A 21,753-nucleotide genomic window follows, 5' to 3' on the forward strand; every position below is an offset into this window, starting at 1 on the left:
GCTCAGCTTGTTCCCATCAGCGTGTGTGCTCCGGCGGACAACAGCTCGTCCGCGAGGCGCTGCCCGAGCGCCTCCGGGTCGACGGCAGAACCGGTGAGTTCGCGCCGCAGGACCCTGCCTCCATCCGGCGCCGAGACCACCGCCCGCAGGCGGATGCCACCCACGGCGGGCGCACCATCGCCGCGCGTGTCCGGGTGCGAGCCGGCTCCTGGAAGGACCTGGGCCAAGGCACCCACCGGAGCGGTGCAACCGGCTTCGATGCCTGCCAGGAAAGCACGCTCGGCTCTGACCGCGACAGAGGACGATGCGTCGTCGAGCACAAACCGTAGCAGCTCGGCGAGTCCTCCATCGATGCCCCGGCCCCGATCTGGTCCGGTCTGATCGGATGCTGGTCCGGCGTCCGGCGTCCGGGCGCACTCGATCGCCAGCGCGCCCTGGCCGGGAGCGGGCAGGATCACCTCGGGCGGGATCACCTCGGTCACGGCGTCCAGCCGGTCGAGGCGCGCCAGGCCCGCGTGCGCAAGGACGACGGCGTCCACCTCGCCGTCGATCGCCTTCTTGATCCGGGTGTCCACGTTGCCCCGGATCGGCACGACCTCGAAGCCGTGGCCGAGCGCGCGCAGCTGCGCCGCCCGCCGCGGCGACCCGGTTCCCACCCGCGCGTCGGGGCCGAGCTCCGCCAGCGTGCGCCCGCCGGGCGACACCAGGACGTCCCGGGTGTCGGCCCGCGGCGGGACGGCGGCGAGCACCAGCCCGGCCGGCGTGGCGGTCGGGAGGTCCTTGAGCGAGTGGACGGCGAGGTCGATCTCACCGGCCAGCAGCGCGTCACGCAGGGCGCTCACAAAGACACCCGTACCGCCGATCTGACTGATCGCCGCCTGGGACCGGTCGCCCTCGGTGACGATCTCGACGAGCTCCACCGGCCGGCCGAGCCGGGCCCGCAGCGTCTCGGCGATCTGCCCCGACTGCGCCAGTGCCAGCGCCGAGCGACGTGTACCCAGCCGCAGTGGCCGGCGCGCCAGCCAGGCGTGCTCCGGCGCGTCGGGCGCTGGGTTCTGCCCTCGGGTCTCAGTCACGTTCTCTCCACCAGATCCAGGTCAGGGGCGGAGACGATGGCTGGCACGTCCCGGGGCAGGTCGAACAGTTCGCGAAGGGCCTCCGCATAGGAATCACCACCTGGCGCCTCCGCGAGCTGCTGCACCCGCACCGTCGGTGCGTGCAGCAGCTTGTCGACCACCCTGCGGACCGTGCCGGAGACCATGTCCCACTCACGGTTGTCAAGATCGGGCATGCGGCTGCGCAGCCGGTCGAGCTCGTCGCGCACCACCGCCGCCGCGTGTGCCCGCAGAGCCACCACGGTCGGGGCGACCCGCTCCGCGCGCCGCCGGTCGAGGAAGCCGGCCACCTCCGCGGCGACCAGCGACCGGACGGCCTCCACGTCGTGGGACACCTGTGCCCCGTCCAGGGCGACCCGGAGGGCCTCGATGTCGATCAGGGTGACCCCGGGCAGCTCCCGCACGGCAGGGTCGATGTCGCGCGGGAGCGCGAGGTCGAGAAAGACCAGCGGGCGGCCGCCGCGGCCCGCCATGGCCGACCGGACCACATCGTGGCCCACCACGAGACCGGACGCACCGGTCGAGGACAGGACCAGATCAGCCCGGCCGATCTCGTGGGCGACGTCGGCCAGGCCGACCGCCCGCGCGTCGTGGGTCTGCGCGACGCGGGCCGCGTGGGCTGGCGTCCGGTTCGCGATGACGACCTCGCCGGCACCGGCCCGGCGCACGGTCTGGGCGGCCAGCGAGCCCACCGCACCCGCACCGATGATCAACACACGGGCACCGGCGAGGGGGGCGGCGTCGCCGCCCGGGTCGACTGGTGCGGTGAGACCGGGGCGCAGCATCTCCTCGACCGCGTCCGCCGGGTCGGTTCCCGGGCCGGCGACGGGTGCGGCCAGCGCGTCCGGGCGGCGGGCCTGCAGGTCGAAGGCGGCCATCCGCACGCCGACCGCGACGATCGAGGCTCCCGCCGCGTCGATGGATGTCTCGGTGTGCGCGCGCTTGCCGACCCGCAGGGCGGTCTGGAACAGCCCGCCGAGGATCCCGCTGGTCACCTCGGCCGCCTGGGCCGCCCGGAACGCCACCCGCACCTGGCCGAGAATCTGCGACTCGCCGACCAGCATCGAGTCCAGCCCGCACACCACCGAGAACAGGTGGCTGACCGCCCGTGCCTCGTGGTGCACGTAGAGGTGGTTCGCGAGGTCGTTCAGCGGCACCCCACACACCCGGCTGAGCTGGTCGGAGATGTCGGCCAGCCCGCCGTGGAAGGTCTCCACCTCGGCGTAGATCTCGGTGCGGTTGCAGGTCGAGAGAACGACCGCCTCGCTGATGTGGTCAGCCGCGACCAGGTCGTGGAGGACCTTCGCCGTCTCGTCCGCGGAGACCGCGGCGAGTTCCAGCAGCGAGGTCGGTGCGGTCCGGTGGTTGAGCCCCACCGCCAGCAGGCTCACTCGGAGTCACCCCCGTGCGCCACTGCGGGTAGCGGCACATCCGGCGCCACCCGTGACGGCGGTGGCACCACCCGACGGGTCATCCGCACGACCTCACCAGCCTCGTCATCCACGGTTGCGCCCGGCCCCGGCCCGCGACCGCCCGCCACGGCGCCGGCGGGCGGGCCGGGCGACGGACGTTTGCGAGCCTCGTGAAAGGAGAGAATCTGCAGTTCCAGGGCAAGGTCGACCTTACGCACATCTACTCCCTCCGGCACCGAAAGCACCGTGGGGGCGAAGTTCAGGATGCTGGTCACGCCCGCTGCGACGAGACGGTCGCAGACATGCTGGGCCGCCGCCGCCGGCGTGCAGATCACGCCGATGGTCACCTGGCAGTCCTCGATGACCGCTTCCAGCTCGTCGACCGGGCGGACGACCACCTCGCCGACCCGCTCACCCACACGGGACGGATCCGCGTCGACCAACGCCGCGATGCGGAACCCACGGGCGTGGAAACCGCCGTACCCGGCAAGTGCATGCCCGAGGTTACCCACCCCCACAAGCACCACCGAGCGGTCTTCGGTCAGGCCAAGCTCGGCCGAAATGCACTCCAGCAGGATGCCCACCTCGTACCCGACCCCACGCGTCCCGAACGAACCGAGCTGCGAGAGGTCCTTGCGGACCTTCGCCGACGTCACCCCGGCGGCGGCGGCCAGAGTGTCCGAGGACACGGTGTGCACCCCACTCTCGCCGAGCGCGGTCAGCACACGTAGGTAGAGGGGCAGCCTGGCGACCGTGGCCTCGGGCATCGACGATCTGCCCGACAGCCGCCCGGCCCCCCGCCGTGGTTGACGCATCCGCGGCTCCCGACATCGTTCGACAGTGCGGGCCGGCTGCTCGGCCCCGTGGACCGGTGGACCGGCGGACCGGTGGCCGTGCCATGCGAGACGGCCCCGCCGGCCTGCACGGATCTGGTCCGTACGGTCACGCCCGGCCCGGCGGTCACGCCCGAACGGCGGGCGCAGCCGGCCCGGCGCTTCGTGCGGCCGACGACCGCGTCTGCGGACCCACAGAGTCTACGACTTCGTGAAGGGATTCACGAAGTACTGAGACCCGTGCGACCGCCACCCCGGCCGGCGGCCCAGGTCGCCCCCTACCGGGCGGAACGCCCCGACCGCCAGGACCACCGGTCGCCGGCGAGCGCCCGGCGCAGCCGCTCTTCCTCGACCCGCCAGTAGCCGTGCTCCCGACCGTCCACGAGAACGACCGGCACCCGGTCCCCGTAGGCGTCGGCAGCGGCCGGGTCGGCATCGACATCGGTCTCCCGCCAGCTGACACCCAGCTCCGCGCCGACCCGCGCGATCACCTGCCGCGCGTCGTCGCACAGGTGACAGCCGGCCCTGGTCAGCAGCTCGATCCGGGTCGTGGCCGCATCGTCGCCGAAGCCGGCGCTGCCGCTGGAACCGGCGCTGGCGCCGGCGCCGCGGTGGCTCGGCCCGGCGCCCGGGGCGGGATCACCGGGCCCGGGAGGATGCTGCCGTTCGGAGTTCGCTGCACGGGCGTCGATCACCCCAGCGACGATAGTGCTTCCGCGGCGCACGGATACCTACCATCGGGTGACGACCCACTGTCCGTCGGCGACCGGCGGCGCATTACGGTACCCGGTCTCCCTGGACGGGCCTCCTGGCTACACTCAGCTACCCGACGGCTATGGTGGTGGCGCCCATCACCGCCCGCGACGTCCTTGCCGGGAGCCCGTATGTGCGCCACTACGCGCCCCTCTCGTCGACGGTCGCGGCACGGGGCAACCGGCATCGTTCATGCCAGGGCTTCTTCCCGGGGAACCGATCCCGCCCGAACCGTCCCCGCCGGAGTTCTTGCCGCCGGAACTGTCACCGCGGCGCCCGCAGCCGGGTGGGGCATCCGACGGACGGCGGCGCGACCGGCCGGGCGCGTGGGCGCCCGGCCGGCGGAGACACCGTGCGCCTGCTGATCGCACCGGCGATCGCGCGCGGCGGGATCGCCGGTGGCGTCGGCGGCCACGTCCCACGTGCCACGCCCGTCCTGGGACGCCTGCTCGCCCTGCTGCCACTGCTCGGTACCGCCGCTGTCATGTCCCGCACAACCGCCGGGGATGCCACCCGCGTCGACGCGTCGGAGCCGCAGCACCCGCCGGAGCCAGCTGGCCGGCCGGACCTGCGGGGACTGCCAGGCCTGGTGGACCGGCCGCAGCCGGCGGCCGTGGCGCGCCCGCCGGACCCGCCGGTGGACGCCGACCTCATCCACCGGGCCCGCCGCGGGGAGCGGGATGCGTTCGGCGAGATCTACGACCGCTACGCCGACTTCGTCTACCGCTTCGCCTTCTATCGTGTCGGCGGCAACCGTGCGGTCGCCGAGGACGTGGTCTCCGAGACGTTCCTCCGTGCGCTGACCAGGATCTCGACCTTCGAATGGCAGGGTCGCGACATCGGCGCGTGGCTGGTCACCATCGCCCGCAACCACATCGTCGACCTCGCCCGCTCGGGCCGGGCCCGGCTGGAGTTCCCGGCTGCCGACCTGTTCGCCACCGCCGAGAGTGGTGTGGGCCTGCGCACGTCCGTCCCGGGGCCGGAGGACACCGTCCTGTCCGCCCTCAGCCTGCGCGACCTGCTCCAGGCCGTCAGCTCACTGGGCTCGGAGCAGCGGGAATGCGTCACGCTGCGGTTTCTCGAGGGGTTGTCGGTGCGCGAGACCGCACAGGCGATGAACAAGAAGGAGGGGGCGGTGCGGGCACTGCAGCTACGGGCCGTGCGTGCCCTTGCCCGCAGCCTGCCCACGTCACGTGGAGACTGACAGCGGGCCGGCGCTGGCTTCCCGGGGCTGCCGGGGTCGTAGGCTGACGGCGCCGCCCACGGGCTCGGGCAGCCGGATCTCCTCCGGCGCCCGCAGGCGGGCATGCCACGATTCTACCGAAAGGATCGAACATGCGTTCCAGCGTCGAACGGCGTTCCCTTCCCGGCGTGAACGCCGGGGCCTCCATGCCGCGAGCCCGATGACATGAGGGTGCGACGGCGCAAGGATCATCTGCACGGCCGCGAGGCGGCGGAGGCGGCCGCCACGGCCGCTTTGAAGGTTGCCGCCGAGGAGGTGGCGAAGCCCCCGCCGGACGAGTCCGCCGCGGCCTTCTTCGACGTCGACAACACGATGATGGCCGGCGCTTCGATCTTCTACTTCGCCCGCGGCCTGGCCGCACGCGACTTCTTCGACTCCCGGGACCTGCTCAAGTTCGGCTGGCAGCACATCAGCTACCGGGTGCGCGGCCTCGAGGACCCGAACGGCATGCGGGACGCCCGTGAGGCCGCGCTCGCCTTCGTCGCCGGGCGCGACGTCACCGACATCGTCCGCTACGGCGAGGAGATCTACGACGAGCGGATGGCGCAGCAGATCTACTCGGGCACGCACGCCCTGGCCCAGCAGCACCTCGATGCCGGGCAGCGGGTCTGGCTCGTCACCGCGACCCCCGTCGAGCTGGCGTCCATCATCGCCCGGCGGCTGAACCTCACCGGCGCGCTGGGCACCGTCAGCGAGGTCGCGGACGGCTGTTACACCGGGCGCCTCGTCGGCGAGCCGCTGCACGGGCCGGCCAAGGGCGCGGCCGTGCAGGCACTGGCCGAACGCGAGGGACTCGATCTGTCCCGGTGCTGGGCCTACTCGGACTCGATCAACGATCTGCCGATGCTCTCGCTTGTCGGGCATCCGGTGGCCATCAACCCGGATCCCGACCTGCGCGCGGTCGCCAGGGAGCGGGACTGGCTGATCAAGGACTTCCGCACCGCCCGCAAGGCGGCCAGGATCGGCATCCCGACGGCCGCCGGGCTCGGCGCCCTCGGCGGCGGCGTGGCCGCCGGCATGGCGCTGCGCCGCCGCTACGGCGGAGCCTGACGAGGCTGCCCACCGGGCCGGCTCGGGGTGGGGCCCAGGCTGAGACCGGGGCCGGGCCGGCCTGACCGCTTACCGGGGGTGTTCGGCCGCCGGGTGACACCGGTGTCGGAAACTGGCCCCGACCATCGCCCGGGACGTCCCGACGACCGTCACGCCCGCCGGACCGGAACGGCGCCCAGGCACGGCAAACCCGTCTGACGCGCACTGGCAGCCAACGCCGGGACGTCCGCACCCTCCTACCGGGCGGACGGGGCGGCCCGCCGGACCGGTCCCACCGCCCCCGCGGCGGCCCTCAGGGCCGCCGCCAAGCCGCCGACCAGCCGTTCTCCGACCTCTCCGGAGCCGGGTCGCGCCGAGCATCGGCGGCAGCGGGCAGTTGTGTGGACGACGGAAACTAAGGGGCTCGCCGTGGCCTCTACTTTCCGAGGCCTTGCGGAATGCCCACCTCCGCCACCGTCAAGGTATCTCCCAGAAAGACCACCGAAAGGTGGTCTCGCCAGGCGAACGGTCAGCCCAGCCCCTCGCCCAATGTGTCAGTGATGTCAGATTCCAGCCGCTACCAGATCGGCGCCGCCGCACTGTCGCCGCCAGCCGACGTCCCACCGGTGCCACGCACTGCGGCCAGCCACCGTCATGGCCGCACCGCTGCCGCCCCCCTGAACCCACCGTTCCCCTCGGGACCCGTCAGCACATCCGCCCGCCACATCACCAGGCCAGGTCACCGGGTTCCGCCTTCGACCGGGCGACACGAGACCGGGGATCGGCACGCGAGAATCTGGCACCACTGACACCTTTCACCGCGGGTTCAGGTCCCACTGCGGCTTGATGGCATTCCTGGAGCCCGCGGTGAGCGGGTGAACAACCCGGCTCGACGGGTCGCCGGCGTACCGTCCACCGCCGTCACCGTCCGCACGACATCCACCAGCCTTCGGCGGCCAGGCAACCCGCGCCTGCGCGTCACCTCGACCCGACGATCATGACCTTCGACGGGACGTCGGCAGGTGGCGCAGACCCGTTTTCCAACACCGGTGCCACCGTGGCCGACATCGCCTGGCGGGCCGCGGGCACGGCCTCCGCCCGGCCCCGCCCGCCGGGCGCGTGGGTCAGAAGAACACCGAGCGGCGCTGCATCAGCAGGCCGTACAACGTGTGCTGGATCGTCTCCCGGATGCGGTCGGTCAGCTCGAAGACGAGCATCGGGTCGTCGGCCGCGGCCGCCGTGTAGCCGGCCGTGTCCACCGGCTCACCGAACTCGATGATCCACTTGCTCGGCAGCGGGACAAGACCGAGCAACCCCAGCCACGGGAACGTCGGCGTGATCGGCAGGTACGGCAGCCCCAGCACCCGCGCCAGTGTCCGGGAGTTGCCGATCATCGGGTAGATCTCCTCCGCGCCCACCACGGTGCACGGCACGATCGGCACCCCGGTCCGCAGCGCAGCCGAGACGAAACCGCCGCGGCCGAACCGCTGCAGTTTGTACCGCTCGCTGAACGGCTTGCCGATTCCCTTGAAGCCCTCCGGCCACACCCCCACGAGGTGGCCGGCACCGAGCAGCCGCTCGGCGTCCGCCTGGCAGGCCAGGGTGTTGCCCGTCTTGCGGGCCAGCGGCGCGAGGAACGGCACCGCGAAGACCAGATCTGCGGCGAGCATCCGCAGGTGTCGGTGGGCCGGATGGTGGTCGAGGATGGCCACGGCGGTCATCAGCGCGTCCATCGGGATCGTGCCGGAGTGGTTCGAGACCACCAACGCCCCGCCCTCGTCCGGAATGTTCTCCAGCCCCCGGGTCTCGACCCGGAAGTAGCTGCGGTAGATCGGCCGCAGCAGCGGCGCCACGACATGCTCGGTCAGATCGACGTCGAAACCGTGCTCGTCCACGGTGTACTCGCCGGTGATGCGGCGGCGGAGAAAGGCGAGCATTTCGGCCAGCGCCCGCTCCAGATCCCCGGGATCGGCGGCTCGTTCCTCCGCATCGGCATCGGCCTCGGCATCGAATCCGCCATCCGCGGCGGTAGCGGCGGTAGCGGCGGTATCAGTATCGGTATCGAATCCGTCCTCGGCACCGAGCCCGCTCTCCGCCCCGAACTCGAACTCCGGCCCGAGCTCGGGCGCCGGGCGGGGCGATGGCTCCGCCGTCACTGCGGCAGCGGGCCGGGTCGTGGCCCTGTCCTTCCCGCCTCGCGCGACGCGGGAGCCGTTCGCCCGACGCGAGCCGACCGCCCCGTTCGCTCTGGCTGCACCGCCGACCGGTCTGCTCCGCCGGCCCGATCCGTTCGACCCGGCGGACCCGGCGGACCCGGCGGACCCGTTCGATCTCGGCGATCTCGCCGGTCTGGGCTGGTCTGACTGGCCCGCTCCCCCGGCCGGCAGGTCGGACCTCCCCGGCGTGGCCGGGCCGGTACGTCCCTGCGGCGGCATACGTCCCTGCGGCGGCATCGGCACATCGGCCTCTCTCCCCGGCTCTCCGGGCTGGCCGCCCATCAGGATGCCCCGGCGGACCGGCGACCGGCGAGCGCGCCGCGAAGGCCGTGCTCCACCCGTGTGACCAGGTCGTGGTCAATGGTGAACCGCAGCTGCCGGTGCCGCACGAAACTGTCGAACGTCGCGACGGTCGAGTACCGCGGGACGTAGCCGAAAACCTCCTTGAGCCTGGTGGTGTCCACCGCGCGCCCGTGCGCGAGGAACCCGAGCTGTTCGGAGGAGAAGTCGACAAGCCGCAGCCGGCGCGCGATGTTGCCCAGCGAGCCGACGGCCGGGAAGGGTACCGGCAGCGGCGGTCGCCCGGCCCGCCGGATCGCCTGGGACAACAGCAGGACGCCGTCGCCCGCCACGTTGAATGTCCCGGCGTGGTTCTCGCTGGCGGCCTTCAGCAGGACGGCCATCGCGTCGTCGGCGTGCAGAAGCTGGATGCGCGGGTCGAATCCGAGAACGGTGGGGACCACCGGCAGGTCGAGATACCGGGCGAGCGGCGTGTCGACCCCGGGGCCCAGCACGTTCGCCAGCCGCAGCACCGTCACCGCGATGTCGGGACGCCGCCGCCCGAAGCCGCGGACGTACCCCTCGACCTCGACGGCGTCCTTGGCGTACCCACCGCCGGGGAATCCGCGCGGCTCCATCTCCTCGGTGAACAGCGCCGGGTCCCGCGGCGACGAGCCGTAGATGGACGTCGTCGACTTGACCACCAGCTTGCGGACCCCGGGGGCCTTCTGGCAGGCGGCGAGGAGCTGCATCGTCCCGATGACGTTGATCTCCTTCATCGCCGTCCGCCCGCCGGCGCCGAGCGGTGTCGCCAGCACGCTCAGGTGCAGCACGGTGTCGATCTCCGCGGTCGAGACGACCTTGGCGATCAGCGGATTGCGGATGTCCACCCGGACGAACTGGGTGCGCCCGAGATCCTCCGTCGGGGCGATCGTGTCGACCCCGACGATGTCGACGATCTCCGGGTCAGCGGCGAGCGCCGCCGCGACCTGAGCCCCCAGGGGACGCGACACCCCCGTCACAAGAACGCGACGTGGCCTCATGGACGCCTCCCGCGCAGAACTCTCCGAGGTCGACCAGCGGCCGGCCCTGCGGGTCATCGTACGCCGCGCGCGACCCCCTTAGCTGCACAGCGTCACAACCAGCCACCAGAGGCGCTACTTAGCGTAGCGTAAGGCCGATCGGGATACCCGAACCACCACCTGCGCCCACGGATGTCAGAACCGCTGGACCGCCTGGGGCCTCACCGCAGGCCGCGCGCCGCGGCGACGGCGGTGGCCGTCCGCGGGCCGGTGCGGGGCACCTGCGCGACCACGACGGAGTCTCCGCGCCGCAGCCGGAGCACCTCGGCCGCCCGCCCGCAGTTCACCGCGATCATGACCTGGCGCAGGGCGTCCTCGCAGAGCGCCAGCTCGCCGGCGGCGACCTCGCCGTAGGTGTGGGCGAAGGGCATCGTGTTGAGCCGCGCGTCGGCCCGCACCTCGACGCGGTCGCCGAGCAGGATGCCGGCCGCCTCGAGCTCGGCGCGGGTCATGTTCAGGGACAGGTTCCCGAAGTGGTCCACCGACACCACCTCGCCGTGGACGTGGTCGTCGTCCACATGGCAGGTACGCGGCTCGACCGAGACGAGCTCGGCGACGTCGAGCCGCGGGCCGACGTCCGCCGGGGAGAGCCCGGTGGCGAGCCGTGCGGCGACCGGCGCGTACACGTCGCGGCCGCGGAACACCGCGGTCGGCAGCGGCAGCCACAGGTCCGGGTTGGAGATCTCGTAGGCCTCCTCGGCACCACCGAGGAGCTCCCAGCCAAGCGAGGCAACGCCGTTGTCCGGCACGACGAACAGCGACCCGTCCGCGGAGCGGACGACGATGCCGCGGGTGTAGCCGCTGGCGTCGAGCTGCTCGACCACGATCAGGTGAATGCCGGACGGGAGGTAGCCGATGGCGCCGACGAGGGTCACCGCGGCCTGGCCGACGTCCTGCGGCTCGATCGAGTGGCACAGGTCGAGGACCCTGGCCTCCGGCGCGTGCCTGGCGATGATGCCGTGGCAGACGCCGACGCAGGCGCCGTCCACCCCGTAGTCCGACATGAATGTGATCCACGCGCTGGCCATCGAACCCCCTGTGCCTGGCCGGCGCCGTTGCCGGCCACCCGACCAGCGTGCCATACGCTCACGGAGCAAGCACGAAGGAGCACACGGAGTGAAACGGAGACGTTACATGAGGGTGCGCGGGCGCCCGCAGTACGGGGTCGAGCCCGGCGACCAGAACATTCCGCGCAGCAGCGGCCGGCGGCGTCGGCGGTGACCGGCACCCGGCATCACCGGCACCCGGTACTCGCCCGCCCCCGCCGCCCGCGGCCCGCTACTTCTTGTTGCGGCGCTGAACCCGTGTGCGCTTGAGCAGCTTGCGGTGCTTCTTCTTGGCCATCCGCTTGCGACGCTTCTTGATTACTGAACCCACGAACCCGACCGATCTGTTGACGAAGTTTTTCCGAGCGAGCCTACCCGCCGGAACCCTGCTGCCCGGCAACCGGTGCACCTTCGCAGCGGACGTCGATGCCGAGCTGGCACATGTCAGGAGGCGCCGAGCTCGCGGGAGCGGGCGCACGCCGCCTCCACCGCGTCCAGGACGGCTGCCCGGACACCGCCCCGGTCCAGCTGGCGCAGCGCCGCGATCGTGGTGCCGCCCGGCGAGGTGACCGCCTCGCGCAGCAGGGACGGATGCTCGTTCCCACCAGCACCACCAGCACCACCCGCGCCTCCGGGACCGGGCGCGTCGCGCAGCATCCGCGCGGAGCCGGCGGCGGTCTGCACCACCAGCTCGGCCGCGAGTGCCCGCGGGAGCCCCAGCAGCACCCCGCCCTCGATCATCGCCTCGATCAGGTAGAAGAAGTAGGCCGGGCCGCTGCCGGAGAGTGCCGTGACCGCGTCGAGCTGGGCCTCGCTCACCCGCACGACCCGCCCGACCGGGCGCAGCATCTCCTCGACGGCGGCGAGGTGCTCGTCGCCGGCCCCGGGGCCGGCGCACAGGGCCGACATCGCCTCGTCCACGAGCAGCGGGGTGTTCGTCATGACCCGCACGACGGCGGTCCCCGGCGGCATCCGCTCGGCGACGAAGGCGGACGTCACGCCGGCCGCCACCGAGACGACCAGCGCCCCGGGCCGCACATGGTCGCGGATCTCCGCCAGCACGGAACCCATGTCCTGTGGCTTGACGGCCAGGACGACGACCTCGGCCTCGGCCACCGCGGCCGGCGGGTCGACCACCTTCACACCGAACGACGCAGCGATCTCCGCGGCCCGACGCTCGTCCCGCTCCGCCGCGAGCACGTCGGACGGCGCCCGCCCGGCCCGCAGCAGGCCGGACAGCAGCGCGCCACCGAGCCGACCCACCCCGACGATCGCGAGAACGCTCCTGCCCTGCACAGATCACTCCCTCAGCTCCACCGCCCGCCACCTGCCAGCCGGGCAGCGGCGCCGCCGGTGCAGGCTACGACCTCCCGGACCCGCGCGTTCCCACAGCGTTCCTACCAGCCCTCGCCCGCACCGGGCATCGGCCCGAACAGCGGGTCGGGCTCGGCTGCCGGGCGGCCGGCCCGCGCACCGCGGTCACCCGTCGGCGGCCCCGCCGCATGGTCCCGGTCGGCGGGTGCCGGCGTCCGGCCCGCGTGCCCGTACACCGGCTCCTCACCGTAGTGGCCGTGCTGCCCGTGGCGGCCGGGCTCGTGCCCGGGAGGCGGACTCGGGCGGCGCCCTGCTTCGGCGCCGGGGTCGGCGATCGCAGGCAGGCGCAGGTTCATGGTCTCGCCGACCACAGTGGCTCCGGCCGCCCGCGGGTCGGCCGGTGCCGGGGTCACGCCGACGCCGACGCGGGTGTCCGGCCCGCCGCGCAGCGCCGGGTAGGCGGCCCAGTCCGGCACGGGTGTCGGCTCGCTCCAGCCGCCCGGGCGACCGGAGCCCACCGCGGGCCCGTGCTCGTACACCGGCGGACCGTCCGGGCGGTCGTAGGTGACCGAGCCGGGACGCGGCCCCCCGAAGTCGGTGGCACCGGGTGCGCCCACCCGGTCGCGGCGGTCGGCCTGCGGCGGCACCTGGCGGGGATCCCGGTCGCGCAGGGGGTAGCCCTCATCCACCCAGTCGACGTCCGCCTCGGCCCAGGACTGCGTGCCCACCGGCTCCGGTTGGCGCGGCTCCCTCGGCCCTGGCACACCCCGGGGATCCAGCGGCTCCCGCGGATCCGGCAGGTCGGCCAGCTCCGGCAGGTCCGACAGCTCGGGCAGGTCGACCAGATCCCGTCCGCCACGCTCGCCGGCCGGCCGGCCGCGGTCCGTCCGGTCGCCATGGTCCGTCCGGTCACCACGGTCCGTCCGGTCACGACGATCCATCCGGTCGTCCCGGCCCGGCCGGTCGCCGTCACCGAGGCTGACCGGCGGGCGGGCAGCCTCGTCGGCGGCGGGACGGGCCGGGCCGCGCGGGGTGTCCGACCACTTCGGCCGGCGGGCCTGGATGGGCTTCTCGACAAAGGAGTTCACCACGTAGGCGGTGATGGTGGTGGCCACGGCGGCGACGAAAACCGCGGGCCACAGACCGATCCGGGGCACGAGCTGGCCTGCCGCGGCCGAGATGAAGGGGTAGTGCCACAGGTAGATGGTGTAGGTCATCTTCCCGAGCCAGGCCATCTTCGGATGGCCGAGCAGGCGCACCCAGGTGGCGTCCCGGTTCACGTCGGCGCCGATGATCAGGATGGCGCCGAGGACGGCGGTCGGCACGTAGGCCGTGTAGTCGATCCAGTTCGGGTCGTGCGCCTCCTTGGACGGCCCCAGGAAACAGAGGAGCAGCATCACGATCGCGGCCGGCAGGCCGAGAGCGCCGAGCCGGCGGCCCGTCGTCCAGCGCCCGACCGCGGCGCGCGTGGCCGCGGAGGAGGCACCGCGGCTCCGGTCGCCACCGGAGCGGTCGGCCGCCGCCCTCTGCCCGCCCGTACCGGGCTTCCCTGCGGCGGCGTCGTCCCGACTGGCCGGGCCGGCAAGGGCCCGCAGGCGGTTGTCCCGCCAGACCGCGACCAGGGCGCCGATGAGCAGCGGCGCGATGTGGGTGTCGGCCGCCAGGTAGATCCGGGTGCGCGGGGCGCCGTTCGCGGCGAGGACGTACGTCCAGCCCAGGACGATGCCGATCGACGCGATCAGGAACACGAGCAGGTAGGGCCGCAGTCGTGCCGACCGTGCGAACAGCACGAACGCGAACGGCCAGACCAGGTAGAACTGCTCCTCCATCGACAGTGACCAGACGTGGGCCAGCCAGCGGCCGCCGCCCTCCGGGTGGGCGACCTTGTACCAGTTGTTGACGTTGAAGAAGGCGCTCAGCGCGCTTTTGATGTACTCGTTGCGGTAGGCGATGTCGTCCCACTTGAAGACGACCGTCACGGCGAGACCGACGAGCAGGTAGAACCACATCCCCGGCATCAGCCGGAACGCCCGCCGCACCAGGAAGCGCCCGATCGAGACGGTGCCCGTCCGGGCCTGCTCGGCCACCAGCAGGGTCGTGATCAGGAAGCCGCTCAGCACGCAGAACATGTCCACGGCGACGTTGCTGGCGTGGATCGCGCCCATGTGGCCGGCGAGGATGATGTAGATGCAGACGACGCGCAGGCCGTCGAGCGCCGGGTTGTAGGCGAACTTCGCCGCGGCGGTTGCCTCCGCGGCGCTCGCGCGCCTCGACGCCGGCACCCCGGGAACCCTCGACACTCCGGACACTCCAGACATTTCGGGCATAGCGCGGCGCCGACCTCCAGGACGCCCAGAGCCCGGCGGGCCGTCGGTCACAGACCGGGAACCGGCTCTCACGATCGCGCGTCTCCTCGTCCAGCCAGGGAGACCGCGGCGAACCGGGCAGGGGCACCCCGGCCATCCCTGGACAGTCGTCCATCCACGGCCGGGGAGGAGTCGACCGCCCCGCCATCCGCGGACAAGGTCACGACCGACAAGTCGGCCAGAAACCCACGAACCAGCAAAACGATAGCGGACGCCCTTTATCAGACATTCACCTACGTGCCTGCCGGACCGCCACACCGGAACGCCAGGACCTCGGCATCAAGCGGCCACCGGCGGTCGGGCCCGGGCGCGCGGGCACGGGCGCGCGGATGCGGGCAGCGCGACCCTCAGGGGAGCCGGGCGACCACCAGCACCGTGCGGAAAGGCTCGATGATCATGCCGTCCGGGAAGGAGCGCAGCAGCGAACGGCGCTCGGCGGCGAGGAAGTCCTCGAGCCGGTCACCGATCGCGGCGACGAACGACTTCGAGCGCAGCCACGTCTCGTACAGATCGAGGTCGATCTCCCGGTGCCACCGACAGGTCACGGTGACAACCTCGGCGAACAGCCCGGTCCAGCGCAGCTCCTCGGCGAAGGGACGGCTGCGGTAGTCCCGGGTGTAGCCGGGGCTCATCGCCTCCAGCCTGTCCTGCTGACGCTGGTACCAGTGGAAGTCCTCGGCGTCGACGTCGTTCCACCACATGGCGAGCGAGCCGCCCGGACGCAGCACCCGAGCCGCCTCCGCCGCGGCGGCGGGCACCCCCACCCAGTGCCAGGCCTGGGCGTAGGTGACCAGGTCGGCACAGGCATCGCGCAACGGCAGTGCCTCCCCGTCCCCCCGGACCACGGGCAGATCGGGGCTGTGCCGCCGCAGCCGGTCGAGCATCACCGGGCCCAGGTCGACGGGCAGGACCCGGGCGCCGCGGGCGAGCATCGCCCGGGTGGCGATCCCCGTCCCGGCACCGACATCGACGACGCCGGCCCCGGCGACGGGACGCCCGGCCAGCATCTCCAGATCGACGAAGAGCTGGTCGGGATAGCTCGGCCGAGCCTGGTCATAGGCGTCGGCCAGCGGGTCGAAGAGTGATCCGGGGCTCACGCACCGATAGTGGACCTATCCGGCGGCCCGCGTCACGTCGCCGACGGGACGCCGGCCGGGGCGGCCAGGTTGAGCCGGGTGAAGGCCAGCGCCTCCGCGAGGTCGGCCTCCCGCTGGTCACGCGACTCCGCCCGGCGGGTGTTGATCTCGACGACGACGGTGCCGTCGAAACCGTTCACGGCGAGCCGCTCCAGCAGCGCGGCACACGGCTGGGTGCCGCGGCCGGGGACCAGGTGCTCGTCCTTGGCCAGCCCGGTGCCGTCGGCCATGTGGATGTGGGCGAGCCGGTCGCCGAGGTGGTCCGCCATCGCCATCGCGTCCGACCGGGAGACGCTGGTGTGGGAGAGGTCGAGCGTGACATGGCGGTACTCGTCGTCGACGGGGGACCAGTCGGGCGCGTAGGCCGAGACCTCGCGGCCCCGCGCGCGCAGCGGGAACATGTTCTCCACCGCGAAGCGGACGTCGGTCTCCCCCGCCATCCGATCGATGCCCGCGACGAACTCGCGGGCGTAGTCCCGCTGCCACCGGAACGGGGGGTGCACGACGACCGTGGGTGCCTCGAGCGCCTCGGCCACCGAGCGCGCGCGCTGCAGCTTGGCCCACGGGTCGGTGCCCCACACCCGCTGGGTCAGCAGCAGGCAGGGCGCGTGCACGGCCAGGATCGGGATGCCGTGGTAGTCGCGGAGCCGTCGCAGCGCCTGCGGGTCCTGGCTGACCGGGTCCGTCCAGACCATGATCTCGACGCCGTCGTAGCCGAGCCGGGCCGCCATCTCGAACGAGGTGGCCGTCGACTCCGGGTACGTGGACGCCGTGGACAGCGCGATCAGCCCACCGGACCCCGGCCGGGCGGCCGACCCGCCCGGCGCCAGACCCGATCTCACACCTGGTCGCCCACCTGGCGTCCACACGCCTGGCCTTGGAACACCTGGCGTCGGAACACCTGGCGTCGGACCTGATGTCACACCCGGCGTGGTCTCCTGCCGTGGCGTGACGAGGCCGGCTGGTGGCGCCGGCGGCGGGGTTGTCTCCGCCGTCGGTGCCACCGGCGCCGACCGCCTCCTGGCACCGCGTGGCTGCACGTCGACTCCCTGTCAGAACCTGGGGCGCAGGCTGCCGGACGGCTCGCCGCACGGGGCCCGCCCCGGACCGGTGAGGAACCGGTCCCTCCATCCAGGCTAGGCCATACTCCGCGGACCACCGTCGGCGAGAGTCATCCCCCCGCGACGGGCGGGAGCGCGCGCGGGCCGTCCAGACCGGAGGTCAGCAGGTCGAGCCGGCGCAGGATCACCCCTTCGCGCAGGGCCCAGGGGCAGATCTCCACCTCGTCCAGGTTGAGCAGGTCAAGAGCCTCGGAGGCGACGACGGCGCCAGCGATCAGCTGGCCTGCCCTCGACACGGACACTCCGGGCAGGGCCGCGCGCTCCGCCACCGACATCCGGCACACCCGGGCGGTGACGTCCACCAGGTCGGCCCGGCGCAGCACCCGCCGCACGTACGGGCCCCGCCCGTACGGCTCCGCGCCGGCGATCCGGGCCAGCGAGCGGAACGTCTTCGACGTCGCCACGGCCCGGGTCGGCTCCCCGACGCTGTAGAGCGAGCCGACGACCGGAGCGATCTGCGCGCGGACGTAGCGCCGCAGCTCGCTCAGCTCGGCCCGCTTGGGTGGGTCGTTCTCGCCCAGCCAGTTCCTGGTCAGCCGGCTCGCGCCGAGCGGGAGGGAGGCGACGACGTCCGGGTCCTCGTGCATCCCGGCGCCGATCTCCAGCGAGCCGCCGCCGATGTCGAGGGCGAGCAGGCGACCCGCGCTCCAGCCGAACCACCTACGGACCGCCAGGAAGGTGAGACGCGCCTCGGCCTCGCCCGGCAGCACTGTGACCGACAGCCCGGTGTCAGCCCGCAGGCGGGCGAGGACGGCGTCCCCGTCCGGCGCCTCGCGGACCGCCGACGTGGCGAACGCCACAAGGTCGACCACGTTCAGGTCCTGTGCGTGCGTCCGCAGCTCGTGGATGCAGTCGGTCAGCGCGCGTTCACCGGTGTCCGACAGGCGGCCTTCACTGTCGAGCAGCTCGACGAGCCGCAACGGCACCCGCACGCTCGCGGCCGGCTGCGGCTGGCCACCACGGTGCGCGTCGACCACCAGCAGGTGGACGGTGTTCGAGCCGATGTCGATGACGCCGAGCCGCATGGGGCCATGCGTGTGCGCGGACGCCCCCCGCGCGCTGGTCCTGTCCAACTCCCCCACCTGCCCCGCCTCGACCGCGTCGGGCTGCGTGGGGGCCGTGACCGCAAACGCGGCCGGAACCGCGGCCGGGACTTCAGCCGCGGCCGGAGTCTCGGCGTCCGCCACGGGCAGGCCCCAGCGTGGTTCCGGCGGCTCGGGCAGGTCGATGTCACCGGCGCCGGGACCCCGGCGAATCAGGGTGGGCCTCAACCGCACTGCCGACCACCTGCCCGGACAGCCATGGCCGCGCCGCCGCTGCGACCCGCTGCCCCTCGACCCGCCAGCTCTCGACCCGCTTCCCCACGACCTGTTGCCCCACGACCCTGTGCCACCGAGCTGGTCACCCCCTGTGTATGCCCTTGCTGACGTCCCGTGACCAGTACGCCGCGCAGCGGGTCAGCCCCGGAATCCCGACCGCTCCGGGGCGTCCGTCGACGGTAGTGCCGCTGCCGCGGCCGCCCGGGAGGGGGAGGGGATCAGGGCTCGAACTTGTAACCAAGCCCACGTACGGTCACCAGATGGCGCGGCACCCCCGGCTCCGCCTCGATCTTGGTTCGTAGTCGCTTCACGTGGACGTCCAGCGTCTTGGTGTCTCCCACGTAGTCCGACCCCCAGACCCGGTCGATCAGCTGTCCGCGGGTGAGGACCCGGCCGGCGTTGCGCAGGAACATCTCCAGCAGCTCGAACTCCTTGAGCGGCAGCGCCACCTGGTCGCCGTCGACCGTCACGACGTGGCGCTCGACGTCCATCCGCACCCGGCCGACCTCCAGCGTGGTGTCGGAGATCTCCTCGGTCTCCACCCGGCGTCGCAGCACCGCGCGGATCCGCGCGACGAGCTCGCGCGCCGAGAACGGCTTGGTGACGTAGTCGTCCGCGCCCAGCTCGAGGCCGACCACCTTGTCGATCTCGCTGTCCCGCGCGGTGAGCATGATCACCGGCACGGTCGAGCGGGCCCGCAGGGTCCGGCAGACCTCGGTGCCGGAAAGGCCCGGCAGCATCAGGTCGAGCAGAATGAGGTCGGCCCCGCGGCGGTCGAACTCGGCCAGCGCGCTCGGCCCGTCGCCGACGACCGCGACCTCGAAGCCCTCCCGCTCCAACATGAACGACAACGCATCGGAGAAGGACTCCTCGTCCTCGACCACGAGCAGCCTGGTCACCGTCACGCTCCCTGTCTTTCTTTCCCTCGTCCGCCGGGATCTCCGGGGACGACATCGACGTGCCACGCGGTGTCGCGCCGCGCGGCCTGCGCCGTCGGAGCGGCTCGGCGCCGGGAACAGGGGCCACCGCGAGAAGGCCGGTCGAAACCGGCGGTCAGGTCAGCCCGCGCTGCCGCCGCCGCCGCGACCGGCCGAGGAGACATCCGGCGCCGCCGGCTGACCTGTCTGTGACGTCCGGTCGCTCCCGGACGGTCCGCGCACAGTGTCCAGCACCGCGGTGCCGCTGTACCCCGAATCAGCACGATCACCGTTACCGACGCGATCAGCGCGCACCGCACGTTCGGCACCGCCGCCGCGGGGCACCGGCTCGTCCGCGCCGGACGGCAGCCGGAGCGTGAAGGTCGAGCCGCGGCCCTCCGCGCTCCACACACTCACCGAACCACCGTGATTGGTCGCGATGTGCTTGACGATCGCCAGGCCGAGACCGGTTCCGCCGGTCGCCCGGGAACGCGCCGGGTCAGCCCGATAAAAACGCTCGAAAACCCTTTCGAGGTCCTTCTCGGCAATGCCGATGCCTTCGTCGGCGACGGAGATCTCGATTGTTTCCGCGACCCGCCGGACACCGAGCACGACGCGGGTACCGCGGGGTGAGTAGCTGATCGCGTTGTCGAGCAGGTTGGCGACCGCGGTCACCAGCTGGCCCTCGTCGCCGCGCACCCGCAGCCCACCTGCGCCGATGACGGCGACGGAGATCTCCTGGGCCTGGGCGTTGAACCGGTTCCGGTCGACAGCCTCGGCGAGGACGACGGACACCGGCACCGGCGCGAGCTCCGGCATGGGATCGGCTCCCTGCAGCCGCGACAGGTCGATGATCTCCTGGACCAGGCGGGCCAGCCGGGCCGACTCGTGCGTCATCCTCGAGGCGAAGCGGCGGACGGCGACAGGGTCCTCGCTGGCCGCGCCCACCGCCTCCGCGAGGATGTGGAGCGCTCCGACGGGCGTCTTGAGCTCGTGGCTGACGTTGGCGACGAAGTCTCGCCGCACGGCCTCGACCCGCCGGGAGTCGGTGATGTCGTCGAGGAGCACCGAGACGTACCCGCTGTCACCGAGCGGCCGGGCGTAGGCCCACACCGCGAGCGTGGTCTGGTCCGGTCGCGCCCTGGTGAGTGGCGGTTCCGGCACCGGCGGCAGATCGAGCTGGCGGTTACGCTCCGCACCGGCCAGGCGGCAGGCGATGACGAGGTCCGCCACCTCCATGACGCCGAGCCGGTCCCCGTCCACGACGCCCATCCGCCGCGCGGCCGAGTTGACCAGCACGACGACGTCCTCGGTGTCCACCACGACCAGCCCGGAGGGCAGCCCCGCGATGACCTGCCGGACAAGCGCGGGCGGCAGCGAGTGCGGGCCGGTCATCCCCGCCGCGGGACGGCGCCCCGACACCGGAACCGAGCCGCTCCCCTCCGCCTGGTCATCATGCAGGTCCTGGTCAGGCCGCTGCGCGGTCACCGGGTCCGCTCCCCGCCGGCCAGATCCGGGCCGGTCCGATCCGGGCCGGTCCGTTTCGCTGTGCCGGCCTGCCTCGCCGCTGCGCCACCCCACACCACGACCGTTTCACAGCGACGGGCAGCACCATGGGGGGTGCCCGACCGGTCACCGGTAGCACAACCCCCGGGAAACGAAAGATGACCAGGAGTCAGCACAACACCCGACCTGTCCGCCACGTGCCGAATGCTAGGCCCCACCAGGTCGTCCGCGCTTTGCCACGCAATGATTCACCGCCGATGGTCGCCAGCTGTTCATCCGGCCTATCGTCGATGTTCACCGGGCGGCGACAGCTGCGCTTCATCGTCGGACGTCAACCCCCGAGGACCACCGAACGACTGTGATCGAATGGTGCTCCGAACCTCCCCGAGATGTAAGGAGCTGTCTGTGCGGGACGTCTTTCAGGAAGAACTGGAGAGCATCAACCGGTCACTCATAGAGATGACCAACATGGTTGCCTCCGCCATGGCCCGCGCCACGACCGCACTCCTCGACGCCGATCTGCAGCTGGCCGAGAACGTGATCAGCGCCGATGAGACGGTCGACCTGCTCCGCAACGAGATCGAGGAGCGCGCGTTCGACGTGATGGCGCGCCAGGCGCCGGTCGCGACCGACCTGCGGATGATGGTCACCACCCTGCGCATCGTGGCTGACCTGGAGCGGATGGGCGACCTCGCCCTCCACGTGGCCAAGGTCGCGCGCCGCCGCTACCCCGGGCGCGCGGTTCCGCCGGAGCTGCACTCCACGATCCTGCAGATGGGCCAGGTCGCCCAGCGCATCGTCGCCAAGGCCGGATCGGTGATCGCCAGCAGCGACGCCGAGCTCGCCAAGGAGCTCGAGGCCGACGACGACGCGATGGACAGCCTGCACCGCGCCCTGTTCCACGTGCTGATCGAGAAGCCCTGGACGCACGGCATGGAGGCGGCGATCGACATCACCCTCTGCGGGCGCTACTACGAGCGGTACGCCGACCACGCCGTGTCGGTGGCCCGCCGGGTCATCTACCTGGTCACCGGAGAGAAGCCGGCCTGACCGAAGTCGGCCCGAA

18 protein-coding genes are annotated in these 21,753 nt (G+C 72.6%); 3 read left to right on the forward strand and 15 right to left on the reverse strand.

Annotated features, from left to right (window positions below):
* Positions 1–2 precede the first annotated feature (2 nt).
* The 4 genes from hemC to AB1460_RS00835 form a co-directional block, all read right to left on the reverse strand.
* Positions 3–1,076, reverse strand: a complete 1,074-nt coding sequence (hemC, locus tag AB1460_RS00820; protein ID WP_368958573.1) for a hydroxymethylbilane synthase — start codon at positions 1,074–1,076, stop codon at positions 3–5.
* On the reverse strand, positions 1,073–2,506 hold the full coding sequence (locus AB1460_RS00825) for a glutamyl-tRNA reductase (RefSeq protein ID WP_368958574.1): 1,434 nt from the start codon (positions 2,504–2,506) through the stop codon (positions 1,073–1,075). The genes hemC and AB1460_RS00825 overlap by 4 nt, the downstream gene beginning before the upstream one ends.
* Positions 2,503–3,294, reverse strand: coding sequence for a redox-sensing transcriptional repressor Rex (locus AB1460_RS00830; RefSeq protein ID WP_420497150.1), 792 nt, complete (start codon positions 3,292–3,294; stop codon positions 2,503–2,505). The genes AB1460_RS00825 and AB1460_RS00830 overlap by 4 nt, the downstream gene beginning before the upstream one ends.
* A 344-nt stretch (positions 3,295–3,638) precedes the next feature.
* Positions 3,639–4,055, reverse strand: a complete 417-nt coding sequence (locus tag AB1460_RS00835; RefSeq protein ID WP_368958576.1) for a glutaredoxin family protein — start codon at positions 4,053–4,055, stop codon at positions 3,639–3,641.
* A gap of 410 nt (positions 4,056–4,465) precedes the next feature.
* On the opposite strand from AB1460_RS00835, the gene AB1460_RS00840 reads away from it, so the two are divergent.
* Positions 4,466–5,317, forward strand: a complete 852-nt coding sequence (locus tag AB1460_RS00840; RefSeq protein ID WP_368958577.1) for a sigma-70 family RNA polymerase sigma factor — start codon at positions 4,466–4,468, stop codon at positions 5,315–5,317.
* 204 nt (positions 5,318–5,521) lie between these two features.
* Entirely contained in the window at positions 5,522–6,406 is an 885-nt protein-coding gene (locus tag AB1460_RS00845) for an HAD family hydrolase (RefSeq protein ID WP_368958578.1), read from the forward strand.
* A gap of 1,103 nt (positions 6,407–7,509) precedes the next feature.
* On the opposite strand, the gene AB1460_RS00850 is transcribed toward AB1460_RS00845, so the two are convergent.
* The 11 genes from AB1460_RS00850 to AB1460_RS00900 all read right to left on the reverse strand — a co-directional run bounded on the left by AB1460_RS00850 (position 7,510) and on the right by AB1460_RS00900 (position 20,669).
* Positions 7,510–8,541, reverse strand: coding sequence for a lysophospholipid acyltransferase family protein (locus AB1460_RS00850; RefSeq protein WP_368958580.1), 1,032 nt, complete (start codon positions 8,539–8,541; stop codon positions 7,510–7,512).
* Positions 8,542–8,882: 341 nt separating this feature from the next.
* Complete coding sequence (locus AB1460_RS00855) at positions 8,883–9,923, reverse strand: NAD-dependent epimerase/dehydratase family protein (protein WP_368958581.1); 1,041 nt, start codon at positions 9,921–9,923, stop codon at positions 8,883–8,885.
* Positions 9,924–10,123: 200 nt separating this feature from the next.
* Positions 10,124–10,990 (reverse strand): SAM hydrolase/SAM-dependent halogenase family protein, encoded by an 867-nt coding sequence (locus AB1460_RS00860; protein WP_368958582.1) that lies wholly within the window; start codon positions 10,988–10,990, stop codon positions 10,124–10,126.
* A gap of 250 nt (positions 10,991–11,240) precedes the next feature.
* Positions 11,241–11,339: a 30S ribosomal protein bS22 gene (locus AB1460_RS00865; RefSeq protein WP_003948845.1), complete on the reverse strand. Its 99-nt coding sequence runs from the start codon at positions 11,337–11,339 to the stop codon at positions 11,241–11,243.
* A gap of 113 nt (positions 11,340–11,452) precedes the next feature.
* Complete coding sequence (proC, locus tag AB1460_RS00870) at positions 11,453–12,304, reverse strand: pyrroline-5-carboxylate reductase (protein ID WP_368958583.1); 852 nt, start codon at positions 12,302–12,304, stop codon at positions 11,453–11,455.
* A 101-nt stretch (positions 12,305–12,405) separates the two neighbouring features.
* Entirely contained in the window at positions 12,406–14,604 is a 2,199-nt protein-coding gene (locus AB1460_RS00875) for an acyltransferase family protein (protein WP_368958584.1), read from the reverse strand.
* Positions 14,605–15,035: 431 nt separating this feature from the next.
* Positions 15,036–15,785 carry a class I SAM-dependent methyltransferase gene (locus AB1460_RS00880; protein ID WP_368958585.1) on the reverse strand — a complete coding sequence of 250 codons (750 nt, stop codon included), beginning with the start codon at positions 15,783–15,785 and terminating at the stop codon, positions 15,036–15,038.
* Between the two features lie 32 nt (positions 15,786–15,817).
* Positions 15,818–16,666, reverse strand: coding sequence for a sugar phosphate isomerase/epimerase family protein (locus AB1460_RS00885; protein WP_368958586.1), 849 nt, complete (start codon positions 16,664–16,666; stop codon positions 15,818–15,820).
* A gap of 329 nt (positions 16,667–16,995) precedes the next feature.
* Positions 16,996–18,222 carry a Ppx/GppA phosphatase family protein gene (locus AB1460_RS00890; protein ID WP_368958587.1) on the reverse strand — a complete coding sequence of 409 codons (1,227 nt, stop codon included), beginning with the start codon at positions 18,220–18,222 and terminating at the stop codon, positions 16,996–16,998.
* 260 nt (positions 18,223–18,482) lie between these two features.
* Entirely contained in the window at positions 18,483–19,163 is a 681-nt protein-coding gene (locus AB1460_RS00895; protein WP_368958664.1) for a response regulator, read from the reverse strand.
* 159 nt (positions 19,164–19,322) lie between these two features.
* Entirely contained in the window at positions 19,323–20,669 is a 1,347-nt protein-coding gene (locus tag AB1460_RS00900) for a sensor histidine kinase (RefSeq protein WP_420497151.1), read from the reverse strand.
* A 423-nt stretch (positions 20,670–21,092) separates the two neighbouring features.
* On the opposite strand from AB1460_RS00900, the gene phoU reads away from it, so the two are divergent.
* A complete protein-coding gene (gene phoU, locus AB1460_RS00905) occupies positions 21,093–21,737 on the forward strand; it encodes a phosphate signaling complex protein PhoU (RefSeq protein ID WP_368958588.1) in 645 nt (214 codons plus the stop codon).
* Positions 21,738–21,753 lie beyond the last annotated feature (16 nt).

It is taken from the genome of Parafrankia sp. FMc2, assembly GCF_041008525.1.
Lineage (GTDB): Bacteria > Actinomycetota > Actinomycetes > Frankiales > Frankiaceae > Parafrankia.